This window comes from Pedobacter ginsenosidimutans, from assembly GCF_001442625.1.
Classification (GTDB): domain Bacteria; phylum Bacteroidota; class Bacteroidia; order Sphingobacteriales; family Sphingobacteriaceae; genus Pedobacter; species Pedobacter ginsenosidimutans.
The window spans coordinates 38,131-63,835 of sequence record NZ_LMZQ01000013.1; the positions used below are offsets into that span (position 1 = coordinate 38,131).

A 25,705-nucleotide genomic window follows, 5' to 3' on the forward strand; every position below is an offset into this window, starting at 1 on the left:
TCATTAAAATCCAACTTGTATGCCCGCCAAAAATGTACGTGGCTGTGGTATCTGTCCGTCATCAATGCCCCGGTTAAATATATAATCGCTGGCCCCGCCATTAACACCGCCATTGGTTTGGGTGCTTATTTCGGGGTCATATCCTGTATATTTTGTTATGGTAAATAAGTTTTGAGCTGCTACATAAACCCGTAACCTGCTTAATACATTACCCGAGAAAGAATTTAATGCCGTTTTTGTAAAAGTATAACCTAAGGTTACGTTGCGTACCCGCAGGTATGATCCATTCTCAACAAAAAAATCAGAAGGCCTCAAATTCCCTGTTGCCGTAACATTTTGGCCTGCCCTTGGCAAAGCGGCAATATCACCCGGTTTTCTCCACCTGTTTAAAATGGCGGTAGAAGCATTATGCCCGGTTGAAGCATTTTCGGTATAAAATTTAAGTGAGTTGGCCAATTGAACACCCTGAACACCCGAGACAACAATATTGAGGTCGAAGTTTTTATAAGATGCCCCGGCATTAAAACCATATGTAAATTTCGGGATTGGACTGCCCAGTACCTTCTGGTCTTTGCTATCCACAACACCATCGTTATTAAGATCTTTAAATATAAAATCTCCTGGCAATAATCCATCCTGGTATAAACTGGCTGGATTTCCGGTTCTTTGTCTGGTAGCTGCATTTAATGCATCAATTTCTGCTTGTGTACTTGCTACATGATCAACAGAATAACCATAAAAAGCACCAATAGGCGAACCTGGTTGTGTTAATGTAATACCATTTAAATTATTAAAGTATCCTCCAATTATAGGGGTTGACGATTGTGCCCCCAGTGATAATGTTTTGTTTTGGTTATAACCTCCATTTACACTTACATTGTAATTAAAGTCACTGGTTTTATCAGCATAGGCCAACTGAAATTCGAAACCTTTATTTTGAGCATCTGCAGCATTAGTAATTAAAGTACTGCTGAATCCGCTTAATCCGCCAATGCCTACGCTTGTCGGTACCGGAATCCCCACTAGCAAACCACTGCTTTTTCGGTTATAGTAATCAAGGGTAAGCGTAAGTTTGTTTTTCAGAAAGCCAAGATCAAGCCCGATATCGGTCTGGTCTGTCTGTTCCCATCTCAACAGTGGGTTTGCAATCGAAGTTACAGTAGTTCCGTTTACAAAACTTTTGTTATCCCCCAGTGAATAAATCAGGTTGCCGGTCGGTGAACCGCCAAAAGTAAATACCTGTGTTGTGGTTAAACCAAACTTATTATTGCCTGTACGGCCCCAGCCTATGCGAAATTTTGCATCGCTGATAAACGGAAGTGCCGATTTAACAAATTCTTCTTCACTGATACGCCATGCAAAACCAACTCCTGGAAAGTTACCGTAACGGCTTTGAGGTCCAAAGTTTGAGGATCCGTCACGGCGGATACTTCCGGATAAGATATACCGATCGTTAAAGGTATATACCAACCGGCCATAATAAGAGATAGCCCGGCCAAACTGTGTATAATAACCCGATGTGTTGGCCTGACTGGTGATGGTTGGCGCTACGCCTATATCTTTCACATTATCATTCAACATTCCTGTACCCAGTACGCTCAGGTATTTGCTCGATCCGGCATCAATATAACTGGTACCTGCGGTTGCCGATATACTGTGTTTTCCAAAAATACGGTTGTACGACAGGTAGTTTTCAAAAGTATAATTGGAATAACTGTTAAATGCACGGCCTGCCTGCCGACTGAAACCCAGGTTGTTGGATGTAATATAAGGTATCTGGTAAGAATCGTTTGTCGAAGTACCGTATACACCCGCCAGCTGTGACCTAAAAGTTAAACCTTTAATAATATTTACTTCGCCAAAAACCTGCGGATACAATACCAGATCGTTGCTTGATAAAGTTTGAACACCTAAACTCTGTAATGGATTTACGGCATTACTGTTGTCATCAACATTGGTAAGGATAGAGTAGCCGCCCAAAATAGCGGGGTCGTATATTGGCTGATAAGGGGCGTAGCTGATAGCGTTTAATATGCTTGCTGTCTGTCCGTTAGTATTGGTGTAACGGATGTTAAGGCTTTGTCCGAAATGAAAACGCCCTAGCTTTTCGTCCAATGAAAAACGGCTGTTTAATCTTCTTAAACGGTAATCTTTAACAATAGCCTGCTGGGTTAAATAACCTATTGAGAGATTATAGGTAACCTTTTCGCTGCCTCCGCTTATACTTGCATTGTTTTGGGTAGATAAAGCTGTTTTAAATATTTCTTTTTGCCAGTCGGTACGGTCAACACCAACAAAAGGAGTATTTAGTTTGGCCGGAGGCGTAAGATTGTTGGTAGCAGCTATATCTTTAAGAAGGTTGACATAATCATTTGCATTAAGCAGGTCAAGTTGTTTACGCACTGATGAAGTACCAACCTGCGAGTCAAATAATATCTGCGGGGTACCGCTTTTAGCCTTTTTAGTGGTAACGATAACCACACCATTAGCGGCAGCGACACCATAAATGGCGGTTGAGGCCGCATCTTTTAAAATGGTAATATTATCAATGTCCTGCGGGTTGATTGTATTAAAAAGATTGGCATCACTCTGTATGCCGTCTACAACATACAATGGTTCCACATTGGTAAACGAGCCCGTACCGCGTACAATGATCTGGGCATTTGAACCAGGATTACCGTTTGAATTTAATACTTGTACACCAGGGGCCTTACCGATGAGGAGCTGTGCGGCACTGGTATTGGTGTTAGCGCCAGCATCCTTCGCGGCCACAACATTTACCGAACCTATCAGGTCCTTTTTTCGGGCGGTTCCATAGCCTATTACTACTACATCATTTAGTGCACTTACATCACTCTGCAGTTTTATATTCAGTACTGTTTTTCCGTTTAATTTAACTTCCTGCTTTGTGAATCCAATAGAAGAAAATACGAGCGTAGCATCCTGTGGTACATTAACCGAATAAGAACCATCGGTACCAGTAACCATACCATTCTGCTTTCCTTTTTCCAATACTGTAACTCCTGGAAGTGGACTGTTATCATCGGCTGATGTTACAACTCCTTTAATGTTGACTGTTTGTGCCATAACGGGCAATGCACTCATCGGCACAAACAACAGCAGTAAGAGCCATAATCTGGCTGGTACTAGCAGCCTTGTTAAATGGGTAATTTTCATGCTCATAATTGTTTTTTTTATTATAAATGGTTATTTCTAAGTATTATCAAATGTCGGACTGAACACGGACAGCAACCCACAAGTCTGGAGGCGTAGCTGGATTGATTATAAAAGTGGAAGACGGTCTATATGGTCAGCGTTTCTAAAATAGCCATAACCTGATTTCCTAAAGGGCACATTTGATAAAAAATAGGTATATAAATGTTAACTTATTTGCTGTCTTAGTCTTGCCAGAAAGTGGCAAACTGGGTATAAATACGGAGTTCTTTGTATCAGGTTAACATGTACAAACTAAGTTTAGAGGTATCTAAACAGACATATAGAAAGAAAAGAAGAGGCTGATATCACTGCAAATAAACAAATCGAAGCAGTTCTTACTTCATCTAGAACGGTACAAATGATAATCAGATCTTTCTGATTGCGACAAGGCAGGATGATTACGATCATAGCTATCATTTTTTGTGGGCGTAAACTACAATCCAGCGATGTGTTGCTCCACAAGGACTAAGCGATAATCATATCCGTTACATCGTTCAGTTATCTCATGCTGAATGGGGTTTTAAAACAATCGGCAATATTAACTTCAATACAAATATTTAGTCTAATGGTTAAAACCAACCTGGTATATCTGTTTCTTATATATGCTGGGTGCCATGCCGGTTAACTTTTTGAAGGTTTTAGAAAAGTAGGAAAGATTATCAAATCCGGTCTGGGCACAAATCTCTGAGTATGACATTCTGCTTGTCGCCATTAGATACTGTGCCCGTTCAACGCGTTTTTCGTTTATATAATTCAAAGGTCTGGTTCCCGTATGCTGTTTAAACTGCCTTGAAAAATAATCGGGATTTTGATTTACGCGAGAAGCAAGCTGATATACAGAAAGGTCTGTGTGTAAATTGATAAGGATATAATTTAAAGTTTCTGCAATTTTTACCGGTATAAGTTTGTGTTCCGGACTTTTGAAAAGCTGGGGGTTTAGGAACCTGGCAGTTAACAGCATCAGAATCCCTTGGGTTTCCAGATATGCCGAAGCGTTCTGTTGGTTGTTAAGTTCCTGATATTCTTTATAGTAAATGTCTTTTTCATAAACTTTAGGATTATCAGACCTATTGATTCCTCTTCCAGGGTTAATCTGGAGCAGCCTGCCAAAAAGATTAAGATCTATTTCGGTCGCCGCTGTCTTTAATACATTTCTGTTATTGGCAAAAAGTGAACTTCCATCTGTCGAATCCTCAAAAAACTGGACAAAATACTGGCCCAGATAATTCTTACAGTTTAAATTACATAGCGTGAAACTGGGAACAATATACAAATAGCCTGGCTCTAGCTTTAGCAAGCTTTCAGCATCTGATATTTCACCTTCTCCCTCATCTATATAGTAAATGCGATAGTACGGGCTGATCACATTTCTATAATTCCATTTGGAGTTAAGTCGCACATAATCAACATTAAGAAGTGAAAAGCTATGCCGTAAGTTTCTTTTGATCATCTCAACTACATTAATATTTTTGAACGCATGCGTAAGATTTCAAATATAATAAAAATCGGTTTTTTACAAATGTCCCCTTTTCAATTAAATATGAAAGAGGATAAAACTAAGGAAAGCACTTAAAATAATTGTAATCAGGCACCTTCAGACACAGCTTAAGTCTTTTTTTCAGTATCCGTATTTTTTTTAGAAAAAAAAAGACAACCAAAGGAGCCGGCAGAATAGAAATCAATAATACTGGCTACAGGCGTAAGAAACACAAAAAGTCGGTTTTTCACAAAAAAAGTCAGCACGATTGATAAAAACAGAGCGATCTGCAGGCCATGAAGTTTCAGTCTAACTCACAGCCTTTTTATGTACTGCTCAATCTTAAAACTGAATCACAATTAACCGATAAAAGCGTTAAAATCAAGTATCACCAAGTTAATTATTCGTTTCACCACGCTAATACGGAAATATGAAAATAAAAGCCTAGAATTAAGCAACTGGCTACTAAGCAATGATGTATGAACTTATAAGTTTCAGGGAAATAATTTTAGATACCCTTACCACAGGAACAGCATATAAATGGCCACATAAGGAACTACAAGATGAAATCGTAAAGGAAAGCAAACGGATATTCAGCTCCATTCAGCATAATATTACACAAATAGAGCCAGATAGATCAAAGGTTTATCTAACACAACATCAAAGAGGATTGATTCAATTAATGGATGAGTTAGAAGTTATGGTGGACCGGGATAACCCTAATGCAGATCAAAAAAACAAAACTGAAGAAATTAGTGGCATAGCAAATCTGCTCAACCAGATGGTTTTGGATCTTCAGCAGCATTTACCATATTATTTCGACCATCATAGCCCTGTCTCCATAATTACCCAGAAACAGGTATTATTAAAAATTGCGAAAAATTCCAGCCAGATCCTAAAAAACCTTGAAGAACTGCATACCGATAATGAAACCATCGCGGTCCTTACGCAAATCTTTGAACACCTAAATAGTGATATAAGCCGTTTCACTTTCGAACAGGCCGGATATCTACGTGATTTTTTCGAATCACTTAAAATGGAGTTAAAGAAATTTGCGTTCCCTTTACAAATGCCAGGAATTATCCTGCTGCTTACCTCCTTAAATTTCAATCACCCATCTTTTTATCATTCTTGCTGCAGTCATTTTAATCATGAACTTCAACGGTGCGAAAACATTAACGAGCAATATAGATTACTCCATTTCTTTAAAAAGTTAATTGGGCAGGTCTTTAAAACCATAATCATACCGTACAATAGAAATTTGCCCGATATTGACGAATCACTAATGAGGTACCTAGAAAGTGAGATCAGCTACCTCAAATCAATTGATACTATAGCCGAAGACTTAAGTTCTGGTGGTATTTTGGACAGTTATTTTAAAGTAAATTTTACCGTAAGGCAGCTCGCAATGTTTATACATCTACAAGTCGAGGCAGGCATCATCATAACCCAAAGCCCCAAGACACTACATCAATATGTTACGAAACATTATAGTACTGTAGAAAAAGATAACGTATCAGAAAAGAGCTTTAAAAATGCTTACTATGGAAATGCCGGAAAGGATGTTGAAAAAGTGATTGATAAGATTGTCACCATGTTGGCCATTGCCCAGGAAAAATACTAGCCAAGAAGATATAACAAATCCTTCCGGTGTAAAAAATCAACAAATTCAAAATACCAGTGCTCAGAGTAATCATCCAGTTCATGTAAATCCTTTTGGTTGGTTCCTATAATATCCTGAAGCGTAAAAAAACCCATTAGCTTACTTCTAAGCTTAAAATTATCGGATAGTGGAAGTTCTGCAATTGGCAGATTGAGGAGAAAGTGATTTGATTGGGAAAAACTATCCATAAAAAAGCGTGGGTTAACCCGATATCCGCTTTAGAGGCACCGCAAAATGCCCAGACACAAGATAAACAGGCACCCACGCATAGCGTAGGCAACCATCTATTTTTTCCTGTGTCTTTTGAAGTTTTGCGGTTTTCTAAAACAGTAAAATAGCGTTCGCTACAATATCAAATATGTAATTAATTTTTATTTCATGGCTCAAATATAATAGAGGTTGTTAATGAGGTACTTTCAGAATATTACGATGCACAGCGCCTTGTAAGTGAAAATGAAGGTGCATTTTTCTTACGCACAAATGGCGAACGCGGCAGACTGACCAAAGTACTTAAAAAAGACATTATCTATCTCCAGGGCTCAAACAACCATGTGCACATTTACACACCAACAAATGATTACTCGGTATACATGACCATTAAGGAAATGGAGGAAAAACTCCAGGAAAATGAGCACTTCTACCGAGTTCACAAATCATACATGATCAACACTACATTTGTAAAGGAAATTAATGGACACAAAATAGATCTTGGAAAGTATGAAGTGCTCATGACGCCACAGTACAAAGAGGCATTTATGGATTATATTGAAAACCAAACCCTTGTCTCGAAACGTCTAAGGGGTTGACTCCTGCAAGCCGGTAAGTGTTGTAATTACTGTAACTGTACTGGTTGTTGGATCAGTTTTTTGAAAGCGTACACTAGCCGCTTTTTGGGAGCGGAAAACAAATGCGGTTTTCCGGGTTAATTTTAAGTCTGTGATTCTTTTCATAGAGGGAAATTAGTCCTGGCAAAACCCAAAAAAGATCTTGTTACGCAAAGCAATTATTGACTGATGTGAAACCGAATTTTAACCAAAGAACAAAATGAAAAACTGGCTAAAAAATTATCGCTGGCATATTATTGCATGGGCTATTTTCATTATTTATGAATATATACTGGTCTCGTTGATCCTTAAAATAAACGGCCCCATAATAAACTACTGCATTCATTATATTATTAATATAACATTCTTTTACATCCATGCAGAACTGGTATTAGGACGGGGGTTGAAACCACAAAAACCTGTTTACTTAAGCATAATTGTATTTACAATACTTGAAGTGTGCCTGTATACTTTTACCGCCTACCTTGCAGACCGTTCGCTTTCAAAAGTAATAGCGCTTTCTATTGGCAAAATGACGGTTACAGACTGGAAATATATGTTTTTAACAGTATGGAGGGGCATTTACTTCCTGCTCTTCTCAACTGCTTATTATTTTATCAAAAGTTATATCCATCAAAAACATCGAACAGTAGAACTGGAAAAAGAAGCTATTGAAGAAATGTTGAAGCAAAAACAAACAACGCTTGAACTGGCTAATGCTAAAAATGCCTACCTCAAAGCACAAATCAATCCCCATTTCTTGTTCAACACATTAACCTACATATATAACAGTACACATAAAAGTGAACCCAGGGCTGCAGAAGCGGTGCGATATCTTTCAAAACTGATGCGCTACGCATTGGAATGCGAACACGGCCCAGAAATTATGCCGCTTGAAGCAGAGATCCGCCAAGTCGAAAACCTACTCCAGCTTTGCAGAACAAAGCAGCCAGACTTATTTATAGATTTTAGTTATGACCAGAAAACCGAGTCAACAGAGGTAATTCCATTACTCTTACTTAGCCTAACCGAAAACATGGTTAAACATGGTAACCTCAGCCAACCGGAAGATCCTGGAAAAATTATGGTAAAGTTGCAGGCAGCTCAATTTAGTATTCAAACAAGTAACCTGATTAACACAGGCCTGAACGATACAGGCTTCCATACAGGCCTTGAAAACATCCGGCAAAGATTGCTTCATACCTATGCAGACAAGGCAGCACTTTCTGCAGGCATGAAAGGCCGTTATTTTGAAGTGTTAATCACAATCAACTTACAAGAAGTTCGTTAAATTTCTATACTGCATTTTAACACCTGAATCCGAATTAAATCTGGATTTTAATTAGCTTCTTTAGTAAGCTTGGGTTACGCATAGCATATATCTCTTTGTCTTAAGGCTTGCCTTCAAAATCAATTGGTAAATTGGATAAACCAGATCTATAGGCTCTTGCCCAATTTGTTGATTAGGTTATCTCAAATACTAATATCTTCGAACAATTCGAAGCTTGCCATGGCGGCAGGCTATTTCTAATATCCCAATTACCGTTTCGTAATAAATATTAAAAGAATAGCTCAAAGTGGAAGAACGTTCAGTGGCTACTGTTGTAAACATGGGCAGATCAAACGTTTGCGCAGTCTTTTTGCTTTTGCACAAGTGTAAATATGAATATATTGTATTGACGTTTTAAGCAGACTTAAACATTACAGCAACTAATTATTGTCATGCCTCTATCTTTTTGGAACATGGCTACCTATAACCAAATATTTACTAAAACCTAAAAAATGAAAAAAAAATTATTACTCTTAACCGTTTCGGCGATTGTAAGCCTTTCGGCCTGTAAAAAAACGGCTGTACTACAAGATGAGGTTGTAAACAGCAAAAAAACTATGGGCAGCGCCAGCGTGCAATCCCTCACTCAAACCAATATTTTTAATGTCACCGAAAAAATTAGTGCATCAATTGAAAGGGACCGCTTAAAAAATGGATACTACTTAACCGATTTTACTGCAACCGGTTTATATATGGCTCCAGGTGCTACCTTAGATATCACTGTAGAACAAACCAATGGAACCCGCCTGCCAAAATTGTTAATCGGTACCTATTCTCGATATGGTACCTGGAACACCCAGCCCGCATCTATACAGTTAACGGCGGGTACCAATACCATTACCAATGCTGTTGGCGGCTTATTATGGATCAGGTACACCAATTCTACAACAGGATCTACTGCTAAAGTAACTTTTAATAGCGGTTACCAATACGCTCCATATTACAAACTTGGTGTAACCACCAATTCAGACTGGATTAATCAATTACAAACCTACACTGCTCCTGATGTGGTTTTAGAGGGCTCAAATTGTTTTATCGTAGTATCAAGAACTAAAGCGATACAATACCAAGCAGAAGACCAGAGTGCTATATTGAACAAAATTACGCAGGTTATTGCACTAGAGGATGATTTGAACGGCTTAGACAACTCTTTGCCTGCACATGCGAAAAATGTACACACCTATCTTTTAACGCAGCATGAAGATCCGGCCTATTATTTTTTCGCTTATGATTATCGTACAGCCTATATCACCTCAGATGTTAATGCCATTTTAACCTTAAGCGCAGTGGGTACCAATGGTTGGGGATTATGGCACGAATTAGGCCACCAGCACCAAATGATGTGGCGTTGGGGAGCCTTGGGCGAGGTTTCTGTAAATCTATATAGTTTATATGTGCAGCGTACCCTTACCCCTTCTATCAACAGGCTGGTAAACGATGGCGTGTGGCCAAAAGCTTTTACCTACTTAGGAAAACCTGCTGGCACCAAAGATTATAACGGATCAACAAGTTATACCAACCCTTTAACCGATCTGTTTATCAGACTCTGCATGTTTCAACAATTAACCTTAGCCTATGGTGATAATTTTTATAGAACCCTGGCCAAGGACATGCGTATTGAAAATCCAACCTTAGCTAATGATGATGCCAAGATGCGTTATTTCATGCTGAAGGCTTGTAGTATATCGGGCAAAAACTTAAGTACTTTCTTCCAAAAATGGGGATTGAATCTATCTACTTCAGCAGCTACAACGCAAATATATGCAGACATGGCAGCATTGGGTTTACCAGCTCCAAGCACTGATCCCTCTACCCTGCAAGACAATGTTGCACCTTTAACCGAATTAAGTAAAACTGGCTGGAGCATAAACTCTTTCAGTTCTGAAGAAACCAGCGGCGAGGGAGCTATCAATGGCAGGGCTGCTACTTTAATCGATGGTAGCCACAGTACATTCTGGCACTCACGTTGGACCACTTCTGCAACAAGTTATGCGCATCAGATTGTGATTGATTTAGGATCTTCAAAATCGGCAAACGGCTTAAGTTTAGTGCAAAGAAGCGGATTGAGCCGTGCGATTAAAAACTTTCAGGTTTTAACAAGTACCGATAATATAAATTTCACATCGGTAAACAATTATGTAGCTCAAAATGCTGCCGGAGTACAATATTTTGCATTTGGCAGCACCAAAACCTTAAGATACCTTAAGGTAATTATGAACTCTGCACAAGATGGTTTGCAGTTTGCATCGCTGGCAGAACTGGGATTATACAATTAACGATTTGATAAAGAAGAGGGCCAATATGTGGCCCTCTTTTTATTTATCACTGTACACATTGTCTTTTTGATTTATATTCGCAGTCGAAAAAAAAAATGTTATAAGTATAACGGAAACAGCAATTAATGATTAGCCTGATGCCTGGGCTAATTATAAATCGGTTTTTGGCTTATAGGTTATTTACTTCAAAACCGCGATAGCTAAGCATTTCGGCATTATGCGAAACAATTAGACGAAGTTTTAATCTTTCGATGATTGCTCTGGCTTGAGCAATATTTCTTTGCATATCGTTTATTCCCCTGATTTCGATCCCGCCAGACATTAGTTTAAATTTGCTGGGCTCAAACTTATCAATAAACTGCTGTAGATCTGGGCTAACTGTTACCTGATTGTTTTGCATAATCAATTATTAATTCTTTTGCCACAAAGCAAGACAAAGCGTTTTAACTTATCAGCGCTTTCATATTAACTTATTAAGAAATGTTAACAAAGGACTTTCTTTAATATTATCACCTCCCCAGTACCAAGATTGAGGTTATTCCAATCAACATACAGATCGGCAACAAATTCTTTAAATCAGGCAGCATGACATAAACATGACACTCACTTAACTTTCAGATGATATTCAGCTAATAGTTTTGTATTAAAGAACAGAACATGCGTACGATAAAAAGATTGACCAAACTCAATTACTATTTCTTTACAACAATATCAGTACTTCTGTTGTTGCTTCTCTTTAATTTTAGCTTTTCTAAAACTGATGGATTCCTCATTTTTAACCGTTTTCATCCAACGTGGCTGGATATTTTTTTTAAGTATATCACTAATTTTGGAGATGGTTTAATCAGTATTCTGGCTGCAGTAATACTGCTTGCACTCCGGAAAAAGAAAAAAGCAATGACTGTTGCTCTTGCTTATATTTATTCAGGGCTGCTTATTCAAATCGCAAAAAGGATATTCCACATGCCAAGGCCTAAATATTTTTTCGAGCAGACTTTATTTCACTATACTCATTTTGTTGAAGGGGTAAACATGCATGATCAAAATTCTTTTCCTTCAGGCCATACCGCTTCTGCGTTTGCCTTGGCCACAGTATTGGTTTTGGTTTTCAAGAAAAATAAAATCTCATTTTACTGTTTATTTTTTGCTTTTTTAGTCGGTTATTCGCGCATATACCTGGCCCAACATTTCCTTATTGATGTAATTTTTGGAGCAATAACCGGTATAATCTGTGCTTTAGTTAGTTACCATCAAGTATACGATCTTAAACTTTTCAGATCTGCCAAGGTAAGCAAAAGGTATAAACAGCTTAAAATCGCCAGTCAGGCCAGCCCCATTTAAGTGAAAGAAATTCCAGTTAAACTTTGGCTTTTTATAATGGTAATGACTGTGATCAAACTGATCATTGCTTCAACAATATCCCTTGGAAACGATGAGGTATATTACTGGACTTATGCTTTAAATTTGGAATGGAATTATTTTGATCATCCCCCATTTGTGGCCTGGTTAATCAGAACAACCACAGTAAATTTATACATTCACAATGAATTGGCTGTTCGGCTCGGCGCCATAATATCATCAACAATCAGTACAATAATCGTATATAAAACAGGCAAATTACTCCTTAATACCCGAGTAGGTTGGTTTGCCGTTTTACTCTATTCTTCGTCTTTTTATTGCAGCATTATTGCCGGAACATTTATTTTGCCAGATAGCCCTCAAATGGTTTTCTGGCTGTGGAGCATCTTTTTGTTACTTAAAATCACCAAATCTATTTATCTGGGTTTACCAACATTAAGTCTCTGGTGTTGGTTCGGTGTGGCAACAGGTCTTTGCATGATGTGTAAGATTCATGGTATCTATTTATGGGTGGCCGTTCTACTGTTCGCTCTGTTTAGCAATAGAAAATTGATGGTGCAAAAAGGCATATATATTTCTGCGTTAATTAGTTTGATTGTCGTATCTCCTTTTATCATCTGGAACATCCGGCATCATTTCATCACCTATACTTATCATAGTAATCGGGTTAGTCTGTTCCACGCTGGCATAAATCAATTGGCTTTCGCCAGAGAAATTAGCGGACAAATATTTTACAACAATCCCATTGTTTTTTTTCTGGCGTGGATTGCAGTTTTTAATTTGATCAAAACCAAACATCTTCTTCTTAAAAGCGAAATACAACTGCTATTATATTGTGCACTCCCACTTATTGCAACGCTGATTTTTCTTTCGATTTTTAGAGATACATTGCCGCATTGGTCTGGTCCGGCCTATAGCTGTTTAATATTTCTTTCTGCATTGAAACTGGAATCTTTTACCTTATCAAAAGTAAAAGCCATTATTAGGGCTAGTATGCTGTTTTTCTTATTCGTGGTAAGTGCAGGTCTCATCGCAATTAATTTTTACAAGGGCACATTTTCGCCACAAAAAGACACCATGCATTTGGGTACCGGAGACCCCACATTAGATTTATACGGCTGGAAAGAAACAGCAAGAATAATTGATTCTATTTATCGCATAGATAAATCATCAAAAAACAATAAAACAGTCCATACCATTTTGATTACAAATTGGTTTCCTGCAGCACATTTGGATTTTTATGTCTGCAACAAAACGGGTTTGCATACCTATGGTATAGGTGAAATATTCGATCTTCACCAGTATTATTGGTCGAACCAAACTAAACAAAAATTAACTGCTGGAGATGATGCATATTATATTATCCCTTCTAATCTTTACGATGAAAACAGAATAAAATTAATCAAATCTCAATTTAAAGTTTGCAAAGCACCAATTATTGTACCTATTTTCAGAAACGGAGCTATATGCAAAAACATCCTGTTATTTAAGCTAAATGGCTATAAAAAATAGTTCAATCGCGATTATAGCCTAAATTAAATTATGGTGTAGAATATGGTGTATTTAATTGCACTTGAGCTGAAAATGCAATAAATTAGCTTAGAAATCAAAGCCGATCCAATTTGGCTAGTAGCGAACCTCTTCCTAAAAAATAGATGATGCCCAATAACAAAGTATATCTGCTAAGCCTGCTGTTCCTAGCACTTTTATTCAGCTCTTTATCTTCAATAGGGCAAATTGTACTCAAGGATAAAAAATTTCGTGTAGACACTAAAATATTCTCGCAAACAGATTCAGGCACGTTAAAGTTAGATATTTATTACAGTGGTAAAATAACAGAAACTAAGCCAACAGTGCTTTTTGTATTTGGTGGCGGCTTTGTAATGGGCCACAGAGACAGTAAGTTATTTGATCAATACTTTAATACTTTGATAGGACATGGTTATAAAGTAGTGTCTGTTGACTATCGATTAGGCCTTAAAGGAAAGAAATTCCCTAGTCCATTTAATACTTCAAATTTAAAAGCAGCTATTGATACGGCTACGACTGATGTTTTCGACGCAACAGCTTATCTGCTTAAAAATGCAAAAGAACTCGGTATCGATACGGCTATGATCATCCTATCGGGATCTAGTGCGGGCGCTATTACTGCTCTACATGCCGACTATAACAAGCGGAATGCGACAGCGTTATCGACTAAACTCCCACAGCATTTTCAATACAAAGGTGTAATTTCTTTTGCTGGGGCAATATTAAGTTATAAGGGAGCGCCGAAATATATGATACCACCAGCACCTACGATGCTTTTTCATGGCACAGCCGATAAACTTGTTCCCTACAACAAAGTGAGATTACTTAACAGGGGCTTTTTTGGCTCGAAATATCTTGCACGCACCTTCAGAAAAAATGGATATCCGTATTACTTTCAGTATGTGCAAGATATGGGGCACGAAATAGCAGGTTCTCCAATGGTGGAAAACCTGCCTGATATTTTATGGTTTATTGAAAATTACATCGTTAAAAAAAAGCGCTACTTTATGGAAGTAGACTTTAAAGATGCTGACAAAAAACCCACCTTCAGCATACCTCCTGCTTTAAAAAAGAGGTAGCGTAAATCGTATGGTTTCGCTATTTTTTCAATTCGAGCACGGCAACGACAGGCAAATGATCTGAGGCATAGCGTTCAGGAATAACTTCGTGGGAAATAATTTTAAAAGGATTTCCGGTTTTAAAACCTATATGATCAATGGTTTTCCGTGGGTTGATCACAGGAATGGTAAAACCACAATCGCTACATGTTCTGGTAAAATTCGAATCGAATATTTTAATGCTTTCGGAACTTGGATCGGCGTTCAGATCACCTGCAACAATTAGCGGCAGGGTTTCTTTTGCTGCTAAGCGATTAATCTCCTTAGCTTGAAGGATACGGTTATCTTCCGGGCGTTGCGCATCAAGATGGGTTGAAGCAAAGCGGATAAAAACTCCTTTGGCAATTTCGGCAGTTGCAATGGCCAAAACTCTTTGTTCTGCTTTGGCATCATTATTTTTAGGTAACATAAAAGTCTGCTGTGCAGACAGAGGAAAGCGCGATAAAATAGCTACGCCATAGTCACCTCCATCATGATCTATCGCTTTACCAAAATAAAAATTCATCTTCAACTTGGTGGCCAGCAAAACGGCCTGGTTAATAGTGCCCGATCTTTTGGTATTCACGTCTACCTCTTGTAAAGCCACAAGATCAGGTTTTTGTTGTGCTATCGCTTTTGCAATGGCATCAATATCAATAAGGCCTTCTTTCTCTTTTGATGGCGGGTTACAATGGTGAAGGTTATAAGACATGATGCGCAGTACATTACTGCTTTTCGATTCAGCTTGTTTGCTGATTTTTGGTGAACAAGCACCTAAAAAACAAATACCTAGTATTAAAAAGGAGTATAATTTCATATTGGTTAAATAAATAAAACCAGGCAGTATTATAAAATTTAAATTTCGGTCCGAATATACCCATGTTTAACTTCCCCATAAATTGGGCAGCTACGGGATTACGGTTTCAGATTAATAATATAATATAGTGCTTCTTTACCTTAAGGTTAATATCAAAAACTATCTCTTTATCTTAATGGGTTAGTTTTCATGCTCTCCAGCCTCACCGGTAAGTATCCTTTCCATTTCTATCATCATCTGCTCGGCCAGGCGTTGTTTAGCTTGCAATTTCGACAGGTAAGCATCTGCAAATGTTACTTCAAGTTCATCCATAATAAAGGCATATTTTGCCTTAAGTTCTATAAGATCAATCTGAAGTTTCTTGGAAAGATTTTGCATGGTACAAAGCTAAAAAAAGCGAGGCTATATTCCTGATAAAGGTTTTATTTTTCTTTTTTAAAAAAAATACACTAAATAAACAAACCTGGCAAAACAATCTCCTAATTCTTTCGTTTATAAATTGATTCCGGCGTGGTTTCCGGAATAGTTTGTTTGGTTAGTTGATTAGGGATCACTCCCAAAGTGAATCCCTTTTCTTTTTTACAAAGCTTTTATCGATTGAGCATAGTTTCCAGACAATATTTTCTAAATTCAGCTTTCAAATAGATTATACAATGGAAGAAATCAGATGGGGCATTATTGGTTGTGGAGATGTGACCGAAGTAAAAAGCGGACCAGCATTTAATAAGGTAGCCAATTCTAAATTGGTGGCCGTAATGCGCCGCGATGGTACCAAAGCAGCAGATTATGCCAAACGGCATCAGGTACCCAAATGGTATAATGATGCTGCTCAACTGATCAACGATCCGGAAGTTAATGCCATTTATATTGCTACCCCACCTCTCCAACATGAAGCTTACACCATCGAAGCCTTAAAAGCTGGTAAGCCGGTATATGTAGAAAAACCCATGACTTTAGATGCTGAAGCTGCTCAACGCATGACTGATGCCGCCAATCAGCTAAAGGTGAAGCTCTGCGTGGCGCATTATCGCCGTGCCCAACCAATGTTCTTAAAAGTTAAAGAACTATTGGCTGCTAATACCATTGGTGATGTTCGTTTAGTCCGCTTAAAAATGCTCCAGTCGCCAAACCCTGCACTAATTACCAAAACAGCTGATAATTGGCGGATCAATCCAGCTATTTCTGGTGGTGGTTTATTTCATGACCTGGCTCCTCACCAATTAGATCTGATGACTTATTATTTCGGTGCAGTTAAAAACGCTATGGGCATCGCCACCAAACAACAGGAAAACACCAAGGTGGATGATCTGGTTGCAGGAAATATCCTTTTCGAAAATGGAGTTGTGTTTAGCGGTACCTGGTGTTTCTCCGTTTCGCCACAAGATCAGGCCGATAGTTGCGTGGTTTATGGTTCAAAAGGCCATATCAGTTTCCCCATGTTTGGCAATAAAATCACCGTTACTACCGATCAAACAGAAGAATTTATATTTGAGTCTTTGCAGCATGTGCAACAACCTATGATCGAAAAAGTAGTTGATTACTTTTTAAACAAAGGAGAAAACCCATGTAGCGGTGAAGAAGCATTGATTACGATGAAGTTAATGGATGATTTTACACGGAAGTAATTAACATGTACGTAAAGCGGCCATCATCCTGTCTCAATTTTTACATGGGAATCAGCACCGATGTATAAAAGATACCGACCACGAAGTAGCTATTAGGCCTTTAAAGCCATAAACACTACTAATAAAACAAGTTCAGCATGACTTGATGACCTTATTGACATTCACTTTACCATCCTTCCCTAGCTCCCTCTAAAAGGGTCTTTAAACCTTGATTTAAAGACCCTATAAAACTTAAATGGTTACCACTAAACGTTTGCCATCAGCAACCTTAAGGTTCCAAAGACTGGAAATATCTGCTAGCTTAACCTCAATAGTTTCTACCTTCAATTTACCATCTGCTGCTAGCTGAAACATTTGAGGCAATATTTCAGTAAATAACAACCCAACCTGTTCTTTGCTCCAGCTGCCCAGGCCCGAACCTGTGAGCCGCAGATCTACACTTCTTAAATTTGCAGCCGATAACTGGATCAGATCGCCAGCCATACTGCCCACAGAAACAAACCTCACTTTATTAGTAAACGAACCTTGCCCCATTAAACTGGATAACAACAGTTCAGCGGTACGGCCCCAGAGGTAATCGATAATTACATCTATAGGTTTTTCTTGATGGCTTTGTTTCACCTGCGATAAAAATGCTGAATTATCGGTTGTAATCTCGATGATTTCATCTGCACCAAGCGTTAACAGATTTTGGAGCGATTGGACATTTCTTCCTGTTGCAATTACTTTTGCTGCGCCATAATGTTTCGCAATCTGCACGGCTACCATCCCTGTAAAACCAGTTGCACCATTAATCAACACCACATCTCCAGGCTGGATAGCCGCTTTAAACCTTAAGGCCATGGCCGAGCCAATAACGGCATTGGCCAATGCGGCGGCCGTTGCATCACTTAAACCTTCAGGCAGTTTCACCATCCTGCTCTTTTCTATAGTTGCTTTTTCTGCCAGCATTCCACTTACACCCATCCCATAAACCCGCGTGCCATCTTCGAGCAGGCATACGCCATCGCCACCAATCACACGGCCTGTTGCTTTTGGTGCATCGCTCGAATAATGCGTACCCGCTGCTTTGCCTTTATCGAAATGTTTAATGGCAACGGCCTTTACACACACCAATATTTCATGGTCGTTTTGGGCTACTGGTTGCTCAAACTCTACATATTGAGGTAATTCCCCTTTTTGATACATCACTGCTGCTTTCATCTTTTTTGTATTTTGTTGATACAAAGTTAGATTCGGCTGCAGTGCCGAACGATAACATATGTTACCGATTGCCTTTTTTTAGCAGTGCACTTTTTATACGGCTTAAGTGTACACGGGTTATACCTAAATAAGAGGCAATATAATGTTGAGGAACGCGCTGTACAATATGAGGCCTTTCCTGTAAGATCTTTTGATAACGTTCTTCGGGAGTATCTCTGATGAAGGATACAAATTCATTCATATAATGCATCTGCCTCTGAGCCAGAATATTTAAGATTACATCCGCAAATCCAGGCTCCTCACGCAGTTCAGTCATTAAAGCTTTTACTTTTATTTTATGCAACAGATAAATAACCGAAGGCTCGATCGTTTCAATGGTAAATAGGCTGGGCGTATTCTTCAGAAAACTTTCTAAGGAAGTTAAACCTTCTTTTTCAAAGAAAAACTGAACAGTTTTATCATCTCCTTGTTTATTTAAAGCGGCACGTACACAACCTTTTTCTACATAAAAATAATGATGGGATATTTTACCCTCTTCCAGTAAAATGGTTTTCGCCGGAACCTCCATGCGCTCCTGAAATTCCAGATATTTATCCCAATAAGGATTCAACTGAGGAAATTTATCTTTAAAATGGAAAAGCATCTGTTGGGTATTCTTACAAATTTAATTTATTCTCGAGAGAAAACAGTATCCTAAAGCTAATCTTACTGAAACTATTGTAAGCCATTAACGTTTGAACGCTGTCTATAAACCTGATTGACGGGGAAAGCGCCCGATTCTTTACCGATAAATCGGCACTAAATTAGCATCGGGACTTGTACCAAAAGCAGGGCTGCAGTCAGTCAAGAATTACGCCCCTTCCATTTCCAAACAAAAACGGATGTAGCCTATTGATCATCTAAATTTTGTTTAAAATGTCACCTCAAAACTATAAAAAAATGATGCTATACTCTACCTAAAGTTTCGAAAGCAAAAGTTTTACAGAGGCTCTTTTTTGATAGTTGGGATCAAAATGAACATACTTAACTTTCCCTGAACGATCGATGATATAGGTTGCAGGAACGGGTAAGGTATGTCGGGTATTCCCATTGTTTTCTTCTAAATTTATACCATAGCCCTTGTATTTGGTAAAGGTTGCTTCGTCCATCATAAAGTTAACATTGTAGGCTTTCATAATCTCATCGTCTTTATCCTGAAGGATAGAAAAACCAGCGCTTGTTTTTTTGATTGTTTTATCAATGTTTTCTTTCGTTTCGGGTGTAACTCCGATCACATATGCATCTTTCCCACTTAATAAACTTAAAGAATCTTGCAGCGCTTTAATGTGTTTATTACAATAAGGGCACCATTGACCGCGATAAAAAAATAATACCACAGAACGGTGCGCTTTAAGTGCACTTTTCAAACTCACGGTTTTACCGTTTTGATCCATTCCGCTAAACATGGGCGCTTTATCACCTTCTTTTAAACCCTCTTGTGCTTTTGTTTGCAGCGATAATACAAGTGCTAACGCTGTAAATAAGATAATCCTTTTCATTTTTTGTCTTTATGTTTTTCCTTTTAGTCGAACCAACAGCAATAACCTTACAGTTAAAATCAATTTTTATTTATTTCTTTTTCAATCTTCTCGTTTAATGTTTTTTTAAAGGCTTCATCCAGTTTAAAATCGCTGTTTTCAAAACCTACAAACACCCTATTAATCAATATACTCTGCTGCTGATAAATTTTGCACACCGAACAACCTGCCAGATGTACATGTAATTGTAGTGTTTCGGCAGCTGTAATTTTTCCGGCAATTCTTTTTTCGATCAAAAAAGTAGCTTGTCTACAGTTATAGATTATATTTTTTAGCGCGTTCGTCATATCAGTTCCAGTTTTTTTGAAGGCAGGCCCTCAGGTTAAGTTTTGCGCGGTGCATAATCACCCAGAAATTAGCTGCAGTGAGTTTTAATTCGGTGCAGATCAGCTCCGAAGCCAGATCATCTATGTGTTTCATCGAAAATACAGAAAACCATAAGCCGGGAAGTTTGGCCAAACAATCGTTCAATACAATCCCCAATTCTTTCATCATTAAAGGGTTATCTACTTCCAAACCAAATGCCCGTGGATAATCTTTTTCCGTCCAATGCCCTGATTCCACATCAAAAAAACCTTGTACTTCATCTGCTGCACTTCCTACTTTTAAATTATGGGAAGAACGTTTTCGGTAAAAATCGGCTATTTTATTTTTAAGGATTGCCGTTAGCCAGGTTTTCTCTGTACTGTTACCCTCAAAACCGCCTAATCTTTGCAAACCTGCCAAAAAGGTATCCTGAACCAAATCTTTGGCCGCTTCTTCATCTCTTATTCTCGAAAAGGCAAAGCCATACAGGTAATCGGCATATTTTTCTACCCAGCTCAATGGGTCTGAATGAAGGTTCTTGATTGTATATTCCTTATCCGTTTCGTTTTGCATTTTTTGGTATTATCTAATATAAATATACTCCATAATTGCTTTGTCGCATGAAATGAAACATCCTTACAAATTATTTTATGTTTTTTAGCAGGATTTATATCGTTATAACGACTGGCTCAAATAAAAAGAAAAAAAATCAATCCTATTTAAAGTAATTTCTAAAGTTGTACGTCTACAGTTCCAACAAACCTAAAAACTTTTCTATATGATAGCCGTTTTCAAAACAAATGTATCCACGGATAACGAGTTAAACGTAATCAGCCCATTGCTGAACAGCCAGTTCAAAGAAATCAAATGGAATATCGATTTATGGGATTCTGATAAAATCCTCAGGGTAGATTCGCCAAGAGATTGGACAAAAGAAATCACCGAACTCTTTAACAGTATTGGTTTGCGCTGTATTAACCTCGAAATTTTTCATTCCGAGCCTTTTTAAGCCTAACATTGAAATTTCCGGCAATTATTATGGATATCATATGTGGTGGGAGGGTATATCATAAAGGCGATTTCACCTCAGTTGCTGTCATGTTGAGCCTGTCGAAACACCTTAAAGCGTATTTAAGCGGGTCCTTCGACAGGCTCAGGATGACAAATCTATATTATGATACAACCTATTGAATTTCGTTCTCAGATGTAATAAGTATTGGAGTTGCTATTGCAATTCAACATTGGAATTTACTTTATCAGTCAGATGGTAACATCTGACTGCACAAATAGAATCAAAAAAATCCAAGCTTTTTATTTGTTTCCAGTGGTGTCAGATATTACTATCTGACACATAATCTCGTTCTCAGATGTAATAAGCATTGGAGTTCCTATTGCAATTCCACATTGGAATTTACTTTATCAGTCAGATGGTAACATCCGACTGCACAAATAAAGGGTACATCTTCCTTTGCTTTGGCTATTTGTAATAGATTATCATTAAATTGCATCATCTATTGCATCAACCCCTAATGAAAGAAATTACCGATATCATAAAGGCATATCAAAAAGCAAAGAAGGAAAAGAAAAAAGCAGCCCTTGCAACGGTAGTTAAGGTAGAAGGTTCCTCTTACCGCAGGCCCGGTGCCAGAATGCTGATTACTGAAGATGGCCAGTTAACAGGTGCCATTAGTGGCGGTTGTTTAGAAGGCGATGCGTTGCGGAAAGCACTTTCGGCAATTGTACAACAAGAAAACAAGCTCATTACTTACGATACTACAGACGAAGATGATGCCAAATTTGGTGTTCAGCTGGGCTGCAATGGTGTTGTGCATATTTTGTTCGAACCCATTATAGAAGAAGATCAGTTAAATCCCATCGCCATTTTAACAGCATTGCAAAGCAAAAGGGAAAATGCAGTTTTAGCAACACTTTTTTCCCTAACAGATAAACTGCAGTTGGGTACAGCCATGCTTTTTAGAAATGAACCTATTCTATCTAAAACCCCTCAGGCGATCTTCGATAAGACAATTAAAGATATTCTTGAAGTTTCAGAACATAAGACTACAGCAATTAAAGCGTATAATTTGGACAACCAACAAATTGATGCCTTTCTCGAATTCATCCAACCCCCAATTTCATTAATTATAGCAGGCGCAGGCAATGATGCACAGCCATTAGCCGAAATGGCATATCTTTTAGGCTGGGAAGTAACGGTTATAGATGGAAGGCCTACACATGCTACACCACAACGTTTTACAAATGCAACCAAAGTTTTGGTGAGCAAACCCGAAAATGTATTAGCTCAGATTCAGATAGATGAACAAACGGCTTTTGTTCTGATGACCCATAATTATAATTACGACCTCGAACTACTTAAATATCTATTAAACACAAACGCTCCATATATCGGTACTCTGGGCCCAAAGAAAAAGCTAGTTAGGATGTTAGATGAACTGGATTTGGCAACGCCAGCAAACCAAACACGTGTGCATGGTCCGATTGGACTGGATATTGGTGCAGAAACAGCAGAAGAAATCGCCATTTCCATCCTCGCGGAGATTAAATCTGTTTTTACAGGTGCTTCGGCCATGTTTTTAAAAGAGAAGAAAAAACCGATCCATGTTTACGAACTAAAAAACAATTAAGCATTGAAAACAGGCATTATCATATTGGCAGCAGGTAGTTCTTCACGTTTGGGAAGACCAAAACAGCTTTTGGATTACAAAGGAAAAACGCTATTACAAACCGTAATAAATGAAGCTTTAGAAACAAGTTGCAGACCTGTTATCGTTGTTTTAGGTGCAACTGCTAAAGAAATAGCCAGCCAGCATCAGCATGATCAGGCTAATTTCGTTATTAATGAAAGTTGGGAAAGTGGAATGGCATCGAGTATTGTTGCCGGACTTTCAACTATGGTCAAAAATAATAGTGAAATTGAAAGTATCATTATTGCTGTAGCCGACCAGGCTTTTATAAAAATGAGTAACTTTAATAACTTGATCGAAAAGCAGAAAGAAACAGGTAAAAATATAATTGCCAGTACCTATGCCGAAACGATAGGAACTCCTGCCCTCTTCAAAAAAGATTATTTTGAAGCACTTTTATCGCTCAAAGGAGCAGAAGGAGCAAAAAAGATACTAAAACAATATCCTCAGGATGTAGAAACAGTTGTTTTTGAACAAGGAGAGATTGATATTGATACGGAAACAGATTATAACAATTTAATTAGCCAGCAATGATAGCAGATTCTTTTGGAAGAATACACGATTACCTGCGGATATCGCTTACGGATAACTGCAATTTTCGCTGCTTTTATTGCATGCCAGAGGAAGAATACGACTTCACCCCTGCATCCCGGCTCATGCAAACCGACGAAATTATTAAGCTGGCAGAAATTTTTGTGGCCAATGGCGTAAAAAAAATCAGGCTTACAGGTGGTGAACCATTGGTGAGAAAAGATGCAGCCAAAATTATTGCGGCATTAGGTAAACTTCCGGTTGAGCTCGTAATTACCACAAACGGAACCCGCATTGCAGAAATGTTACCTGTTTTAAAAGAAGCAGATATTAAAACCATTAATATTAGTCTGGATACATTACAACCTGAGAAGTTCTTTATGATTACCCGAAGGGATGTTTTCCATCAGGTACGCAGTAATATCGAACTCCTTTTGCAGCACAAAATCAAGGTAAAAGTAAATATGGTGGTGATGAAAGGGCTTAACGACAATGAGATCTGCGATTTCATTAGTTGGACCAAACACAATCCCATCCAAATCCGATTTATTGAGTTCATGCCCTTTAGCGGCAACAAGTGGACGAGCAATAAGATGTTTTCTTTAGATGAAATCCTATCCGTTGTTGAAAAAGATTTCACCGTATTACCTGTTAAGGGAGAACCGCACGATACGGCCAAAAGTTTCATGATTCCTGGTCACGAAGGCTCCTTTGCCATTATCAGCACCATGACCAATCCTTTTTGCGATACCTGTAACCGCATGCGCTTAACTGCAGATGGCAAATTAAAAAACTGCCTGTTTTCGGATAGTGAAACCGATCTGCTTACCGTATTGCGAAAAAATGAAGATGTGCTCCCACTAATTCAATCCGCCATTTGGAGCAAAAAGAAAGCATTAGGCGGACAGTTGGCAAGCGATTTCGAAAAAATTGATGCAACTACCATTCAAAACAGAAGTATGATTACCATTGGAGGATAAAATTTTCATGATTAGCGTTAAAGAAGCCAAAGACCTCATTTCTCAACACATAACAGCATTAAATCCCATTTCAATCGATTTAGCAAAGGCATCAGGGCACGTTCTTGCAGCTGAAGTTTATGCGAAATACGATATTCCTGCATTTAGCCAATCATCCATGGATGGCTATGCCATTAAGTTTGCAGATCACGAACAAGAGCTCACCTTAATCGGCGAAATGGCCGCAGGAACGGCAACTACCATCACTATACAAAACGGGCAAACCAGTAGAATATTTACAGGTGCTCCTTTACCAGAAGGTGCCGATACTGTGGTGATGCAGGAAAAAATCACACGCAAGGATGAGAAAATCACCTTGCAAGATTCTAATTTAAAGCTTGGCTTAAATGTACGGGATAAAGGTTCAGAAATTAAGGCTGGAGCATTAGCGATGGAAAAAGGAAATCTGCTCAGTCCTGCCGCTATTGGCTTTCTGGCCGGAATTGGTATTAACAAAGTTAGCGTTTATCCCATGCCAAAGATTTCGATTATTGTAACAGGGAAAGAATTACAACAACCAGGAAAAACACTCGAATTTGGTCAGGTGTACGAATCGAATTCCTATTCGCTTTCTGCAGCTTTAAAATATGAAGGCATTGAACAAATTGTTGTTTACGAAGCCGATGATGATCTCGAGATCTTAAAAAAAGTATTGGAAACTGCAATAGAAAGCAGCGATGTTGTGCTGCTAACCGGAGGCGTAAGTGTAGGCGATTATGATTTTGTAATCGAAGCAGCAACACATTGCGGAATTAAACAGATTTTTCATAAGGTGAAACAGAAGCCAGGCAAACCTTTATTTTTTGGCACAAAAGATCAAAAATTAATATTCGGACTTCCGGGTAACCCATCATCTGTACTCAGCTGCTACTATAATTACGTACTGCCATCTGTTAAAACCTTATCTCATAAAAGCAATAGCGTAATTGAGGTCCAGGCAGCGCTTACACATCCCTATAGCAAAGCTGCTGGGCTTACACATTTTCTGAAGGGCAAATATGAAAATGGGCTGGTTACCCCGCTAAGTGCACAGGAATCGTACCGGTTAAGCTCCTTTGCACAGGCTAATTGTCTAATTTGTCTTGATGAAATCCAAGAACAATTTAAAAAAAGCAACATCTTAACCGTAATGATTTTACCAGACTAAACC

General features: G+C 38.4%; 25 protein-coding genes. 13 read left to right on the top strand and 12 right to left on the bottom strand.

Annotated elements, in window-relative coordinates:
* Positions 1-3: 3 nt before the first annotated feature.
* The gene (locus ASU31_RS16205) at positions 4-3,177 is read right to left on the bottom strand and encodes a SusC/RagA family TonB-linked outer membrane protein (RefSeq protein ID WP_057933328.1); all 3,174 of its coding nucleotides are present in this window, start codon (positions 3,175-3,177) and stop codon (positions 4-6) included.
* Positions 3,178-3,778: 601 nt separating this feature from the next.
* On the bottom strand, positions 3,779-4,666 hold the full coding sequence (locus ASU31_RS16210) for a helix-turn-helix domain-containing protein (RefSeq protein WP_057933329.1): 888 nt from the start codon (positions 4,664-4,666) through the stop codon (positions 3,779-3,781).
* A 499-nt stretch (positions 4,667-5,165) separates the two neighbouring features.
* Between ASU31_RS16210 and ASU31_RS16215 the strand changes: the two genes are divergently transcribed.
* Positions 5,166-6,317, top strand: a complete 1,152-nt coding sequence (locus ASU31_RS16215; RefSeq protein ID WP_157258049.1) for a hypothetical protein — start codon at positions 5,166-5,168, stop codon at positions 6,315-6,317.
* Here ASU31_RS16215 and ASU31_RS27545 read toward each other — a convergent pair.
* A complete protein-coding gene (locus ASU31_RS27545; protein ID WP_157258051.1) occupies positions 6,314-6,544 on the bottom strand; it encodes a hypothetical protein in 231 nt (76 codons plus the stop codon). The genes ASU31_RS16215 and ASU31_RS27545 overlap by 4 nt on opposite strands.
* Positions 6,545-6,853: 309 nt before the next feature.
* On the opposite strand from ASU31_RS27545, the gene ASU31_RS28130 reads away from it, so the two are divergent.
* On the top strand, positions 6,854-7,162 hold the full coding sequence (locus tag ASU31_RS28130; protein WP_425339034.1) for a LytR/AlgR family response regulator transcription factor: 309 nt from the start codon (positions 6,854-6,856) through the stop codon (positions 7,160-7,162).
* Here the strand turns inward: ASU31_RS28130 and ASU31_RS27550 are convergent.
* On the bottom strand, positions 7,151-7,306 hold the full coding sequence (locus ASU31_RS27550; protein ID WP_157258053.1) for a hypothetical protein: 156 nt from the start codon (positions 7,304-7,306) through the stop codon (positions 7,151-7,153). The genes ASU31_RS28130 and ASU31_RS27550 overlap by 12 nt on opposite strands.
* 94 nt (positions 7,307-7,400) lie before the next feature.
* On the opposite strand from ASU31_RS27550, the gene ASU31_RS16225 reads away from it, so the two are divergent.
* Positions 7,401-8,471, top strand: a complete 1,071-nt coding sequence (locus tag ASU31_RS16225; protein WP_057933332.1) for a sensor histidine kinase — start codon at positions 7,401-7,403, stop codon at positions 8,469-8,471.
* A gap of 491 nt (positions 8,472-8,962) precedes the next feature.
* On the top strand, positions 8,963-10,786 hold the full coding sequence (locus ASU31_RS16230; protein WP_057933333.1) for a M60 family metallopeptidase: 1,824 nt from the start codon (positions 8,963-8,965) through the stop codon (positions 10,784-10,786).
* A gap of 169 nt (positions 10,787-10,955) precedes the next feature.
* On the opposite strand, the gene ASU31_RS16235 is transcribed toward ASU31_RS16230, so the two are convergent.
* The gene (locus ASU31_RS16235) at positions 10,956-11,186 is read right to left on the bottom strand and encodes a hypothetical protein (RefSeq protein ID WP_029278309.1); all 231 of its coding nucleotides are present in this window, start codon (positions 11,184-11,186) and stop codon (positions 10,956-10,958) included.
* Positions 11,187-11,443: 257 nt separating this feature from the next.
* Here ASU31_RS16235 and ASU31_RS16240 point away from each other — a divergent pair, with 257 nt between their 5' ends.
* From ASU31_RS16240 to ASU31_RS16250, 3 genes are all read left to right on the top strand, one after another.
* A complete protein-coding gene (locus ASU31_RS16240; RefSeq protein WP_057933334.1) occupies positions 11,444-12,127 on the top strand; it encodes a phosphatase PAP2 family protein in 684 nt (227 codons plus the stop codon).
* Between the two features lie 42 nt (positions 12,128-12,169).
* Entirely contained in the window at positions 12,170-13,657 is a 1,488-nt protein-coding gene (locus tag ASU31_RS16245) for an ArnT family glycosyltransferase (RefSeq protein WP_057933335.1), read from the top strand.
* 146 nt (positions 13,658-13,803) lie between these two features.
* Positions 13,804-14,754, top strand: coding sequence for an alpha/beta hydrolase (locus tag ASU31_RS16250; RefSeq protein WP_057933336.1), 951 nt, complete (start codon positions 13,804-13,806; stop codon positions 14,752-14,754).
* Between the two features lie 19 nt (positions 14,755-14,773).
* Here ASU31_RS16250 and ASU31_RS16255 read toward each other — a convergent pair whose 3' ends face one another.
* Both ASU31_RS16255 and ASU31_RS16260 read right to left on the bottom strand, forming a co-directional pair.
* Entirely contained in the window at positions 14,774-15,589 is an 816-nt protein-coding gene (locus ASU31_RS16255) for an endonuclease/exonuclease/phosphatase family protein (RefSeq protein WP_057933337.1), read from the bottom strand.
* Positions 15,590-15,769: 180 nt separating this feature from the next.
* Positions 15,770-15,967, bottom strand: a complete 198-nt coding sequence (locus ASU31_RS16260) for a hypothetical protein (protein ID WP_057933338.1) — start codon at positions 15,965-15,967, stop codon at positions 15,770-15,772.
* Between the two features lie 275 nt (positions 15,968-16,242).
* Here ASU31_RS16260 and ASU31_RS16265 point away from each other — a divergent pair, with 275 nt between their 5' ends.
* Entirely contained in the window at positions 16,243-17,214 is a 972-nt protein-coding gene (locus ASU31_RS16265; RefSeq protein ID WP_057933339.1) for a Gfo/Idh/MocA family protein, read from the top strand.
* 231 nt (positions 17,215-17,445) lie between these two features.
* On the opposite strand, the gene ASU31_RS16270 is transcribed toward ASU31_RS16265, so the two are convergent.
* The 5 genes from ASU31_RS16270 to ASU31_RS16290 form a co-directional block, all read right to left on the bottom strand.
* Complete coding sequence (locus ASU31_RS16270) at positions 17,446-18,417, bottom strand: quinone oxidoreductase family protein (RefSeq protein ID WP_057933340.1); 972 nt, start codon at positions 18,415-18,417, stop codon at positions 17,446-17,448.
* Positions 18,418-18,478: 61 nt separating this feature from the next.
* A complete protein-coding gene (locus ASU31_RS16275) occupies positions 18,479-19,060 on the bottom strand; it encodes a Crp/Fnr family transcriptional regulator (protein WP_057933341.1) in 582 nt (193 codons plus the stop codon).
* 313 nt (positions 19,061-19,373) lie between these two features.
* Complete coding sequence (locus ASU31_RS16280) at positions 19,374-19,955, bottom strand: peroxiredoxin family protein (protein WP_057933342.1); 582 nt, start codon at positions 19,953-19,955, stop codon at positions 19,374-19,376.
* 59 nt (positions 19,956-20,014) lie between these two features.
* On the bottom strand, positions 20,015-20,281 hold the full coding sequence (locus ASU31_RS16285; protein ID WP_057933343.1) for a zf-HC2 domain-containing protein: 267 nt from the start codon (positions 20,279-20,281) through the stop codon (positions 20,015-20,017).
* A gap of 1 nt (position 20,282) precedes the next feature.
* Positions 20,283-20,873 (bottom strand): sigma-70 family RNA polymerase sigma factor, encoded by a 591-nt coding sequence (locus tag ASU31_RS16290; RefSeq protein WP_057933344.1) that lies wholly within the window; start codon positions 20,871-20,873, stop codon positions 20,283-20,285.
* Between the two features lie 205 nt (positions 20,874-21,078).
* On the opposite strand from ASU31_RS16290, the gene ASU31_RS16295 reads away from it, so the two are divergent.
* From ASU31_RS16295 to ASU31_RS16315, 5 genes are all read left to right on the top strand, one after another.
* A complete protein-coding gene (locus ASU31_RS16295) occupies positions 21,079-21,309 on the top strand; it encodes a hypothetical protein (RefSeq protein WP_036669980.1) in 231 nt (76 codons plus the stop codon).
* A gap of 520 nt (positions 21,310-21,829) precedes the next feature.
* The gene (locus tag ASU31_RS16300; RefSeq protein WP_057933345.1) at positions 21,830-22,945 is read left to right on the top strand and encodes an XdhC family protein; all 1,116 of its coding nucleotides are present in this window, start codon (positions 21,830-21,832) and stop codon (positions 22,943-22,945) included.
* Positions 22,946-22,948: 3 nt separating this feature from the next.
* Positions 22,949-23,539 carry a nucleotidyltransferase family protein gene (locus ASU31_RS16305; RefSeq protein ID WP_057933346.1) on the top strand — a complete coding sequence of 197 codons (591 nt, stop codon included), beginning with the start codon at positions 22,949-22,951 and terminating at the stop codon, positions 23,537-23,539.
* Positions 23,536-24,516 carry a GTP 3',8-cyclase MoaA gene (gene moaA / locus ASU31_RS16310; protein ID WP_057933347.1) on the top strand — a complete coding sequence of 327 codons (981 nt, stop codon included), beginning with the start codon at positions 23,536-23,538 and terminating at the stop codon, positions 24,514-24,516. Before ASU31_RS16305 ends, moaA begins: the two co-directional genes overlap by 4 nt.
* 7 nt (positions 24,517-24,523) lie before the next feature.
* Positions 24,524-25,702 (top strand): molybdopterin molybdotransferase MoeA, encoded by a 1,179-nt coding sequence (locus ASU31_RS16315; RefSeq protein WP_057933348.1) that lies wholly within the window; start codon positions 24,524-24,526, stop codon positions 25,700-25,702.
* Positions 25,703-25,705: the final 3 nt, after the last annotated feature.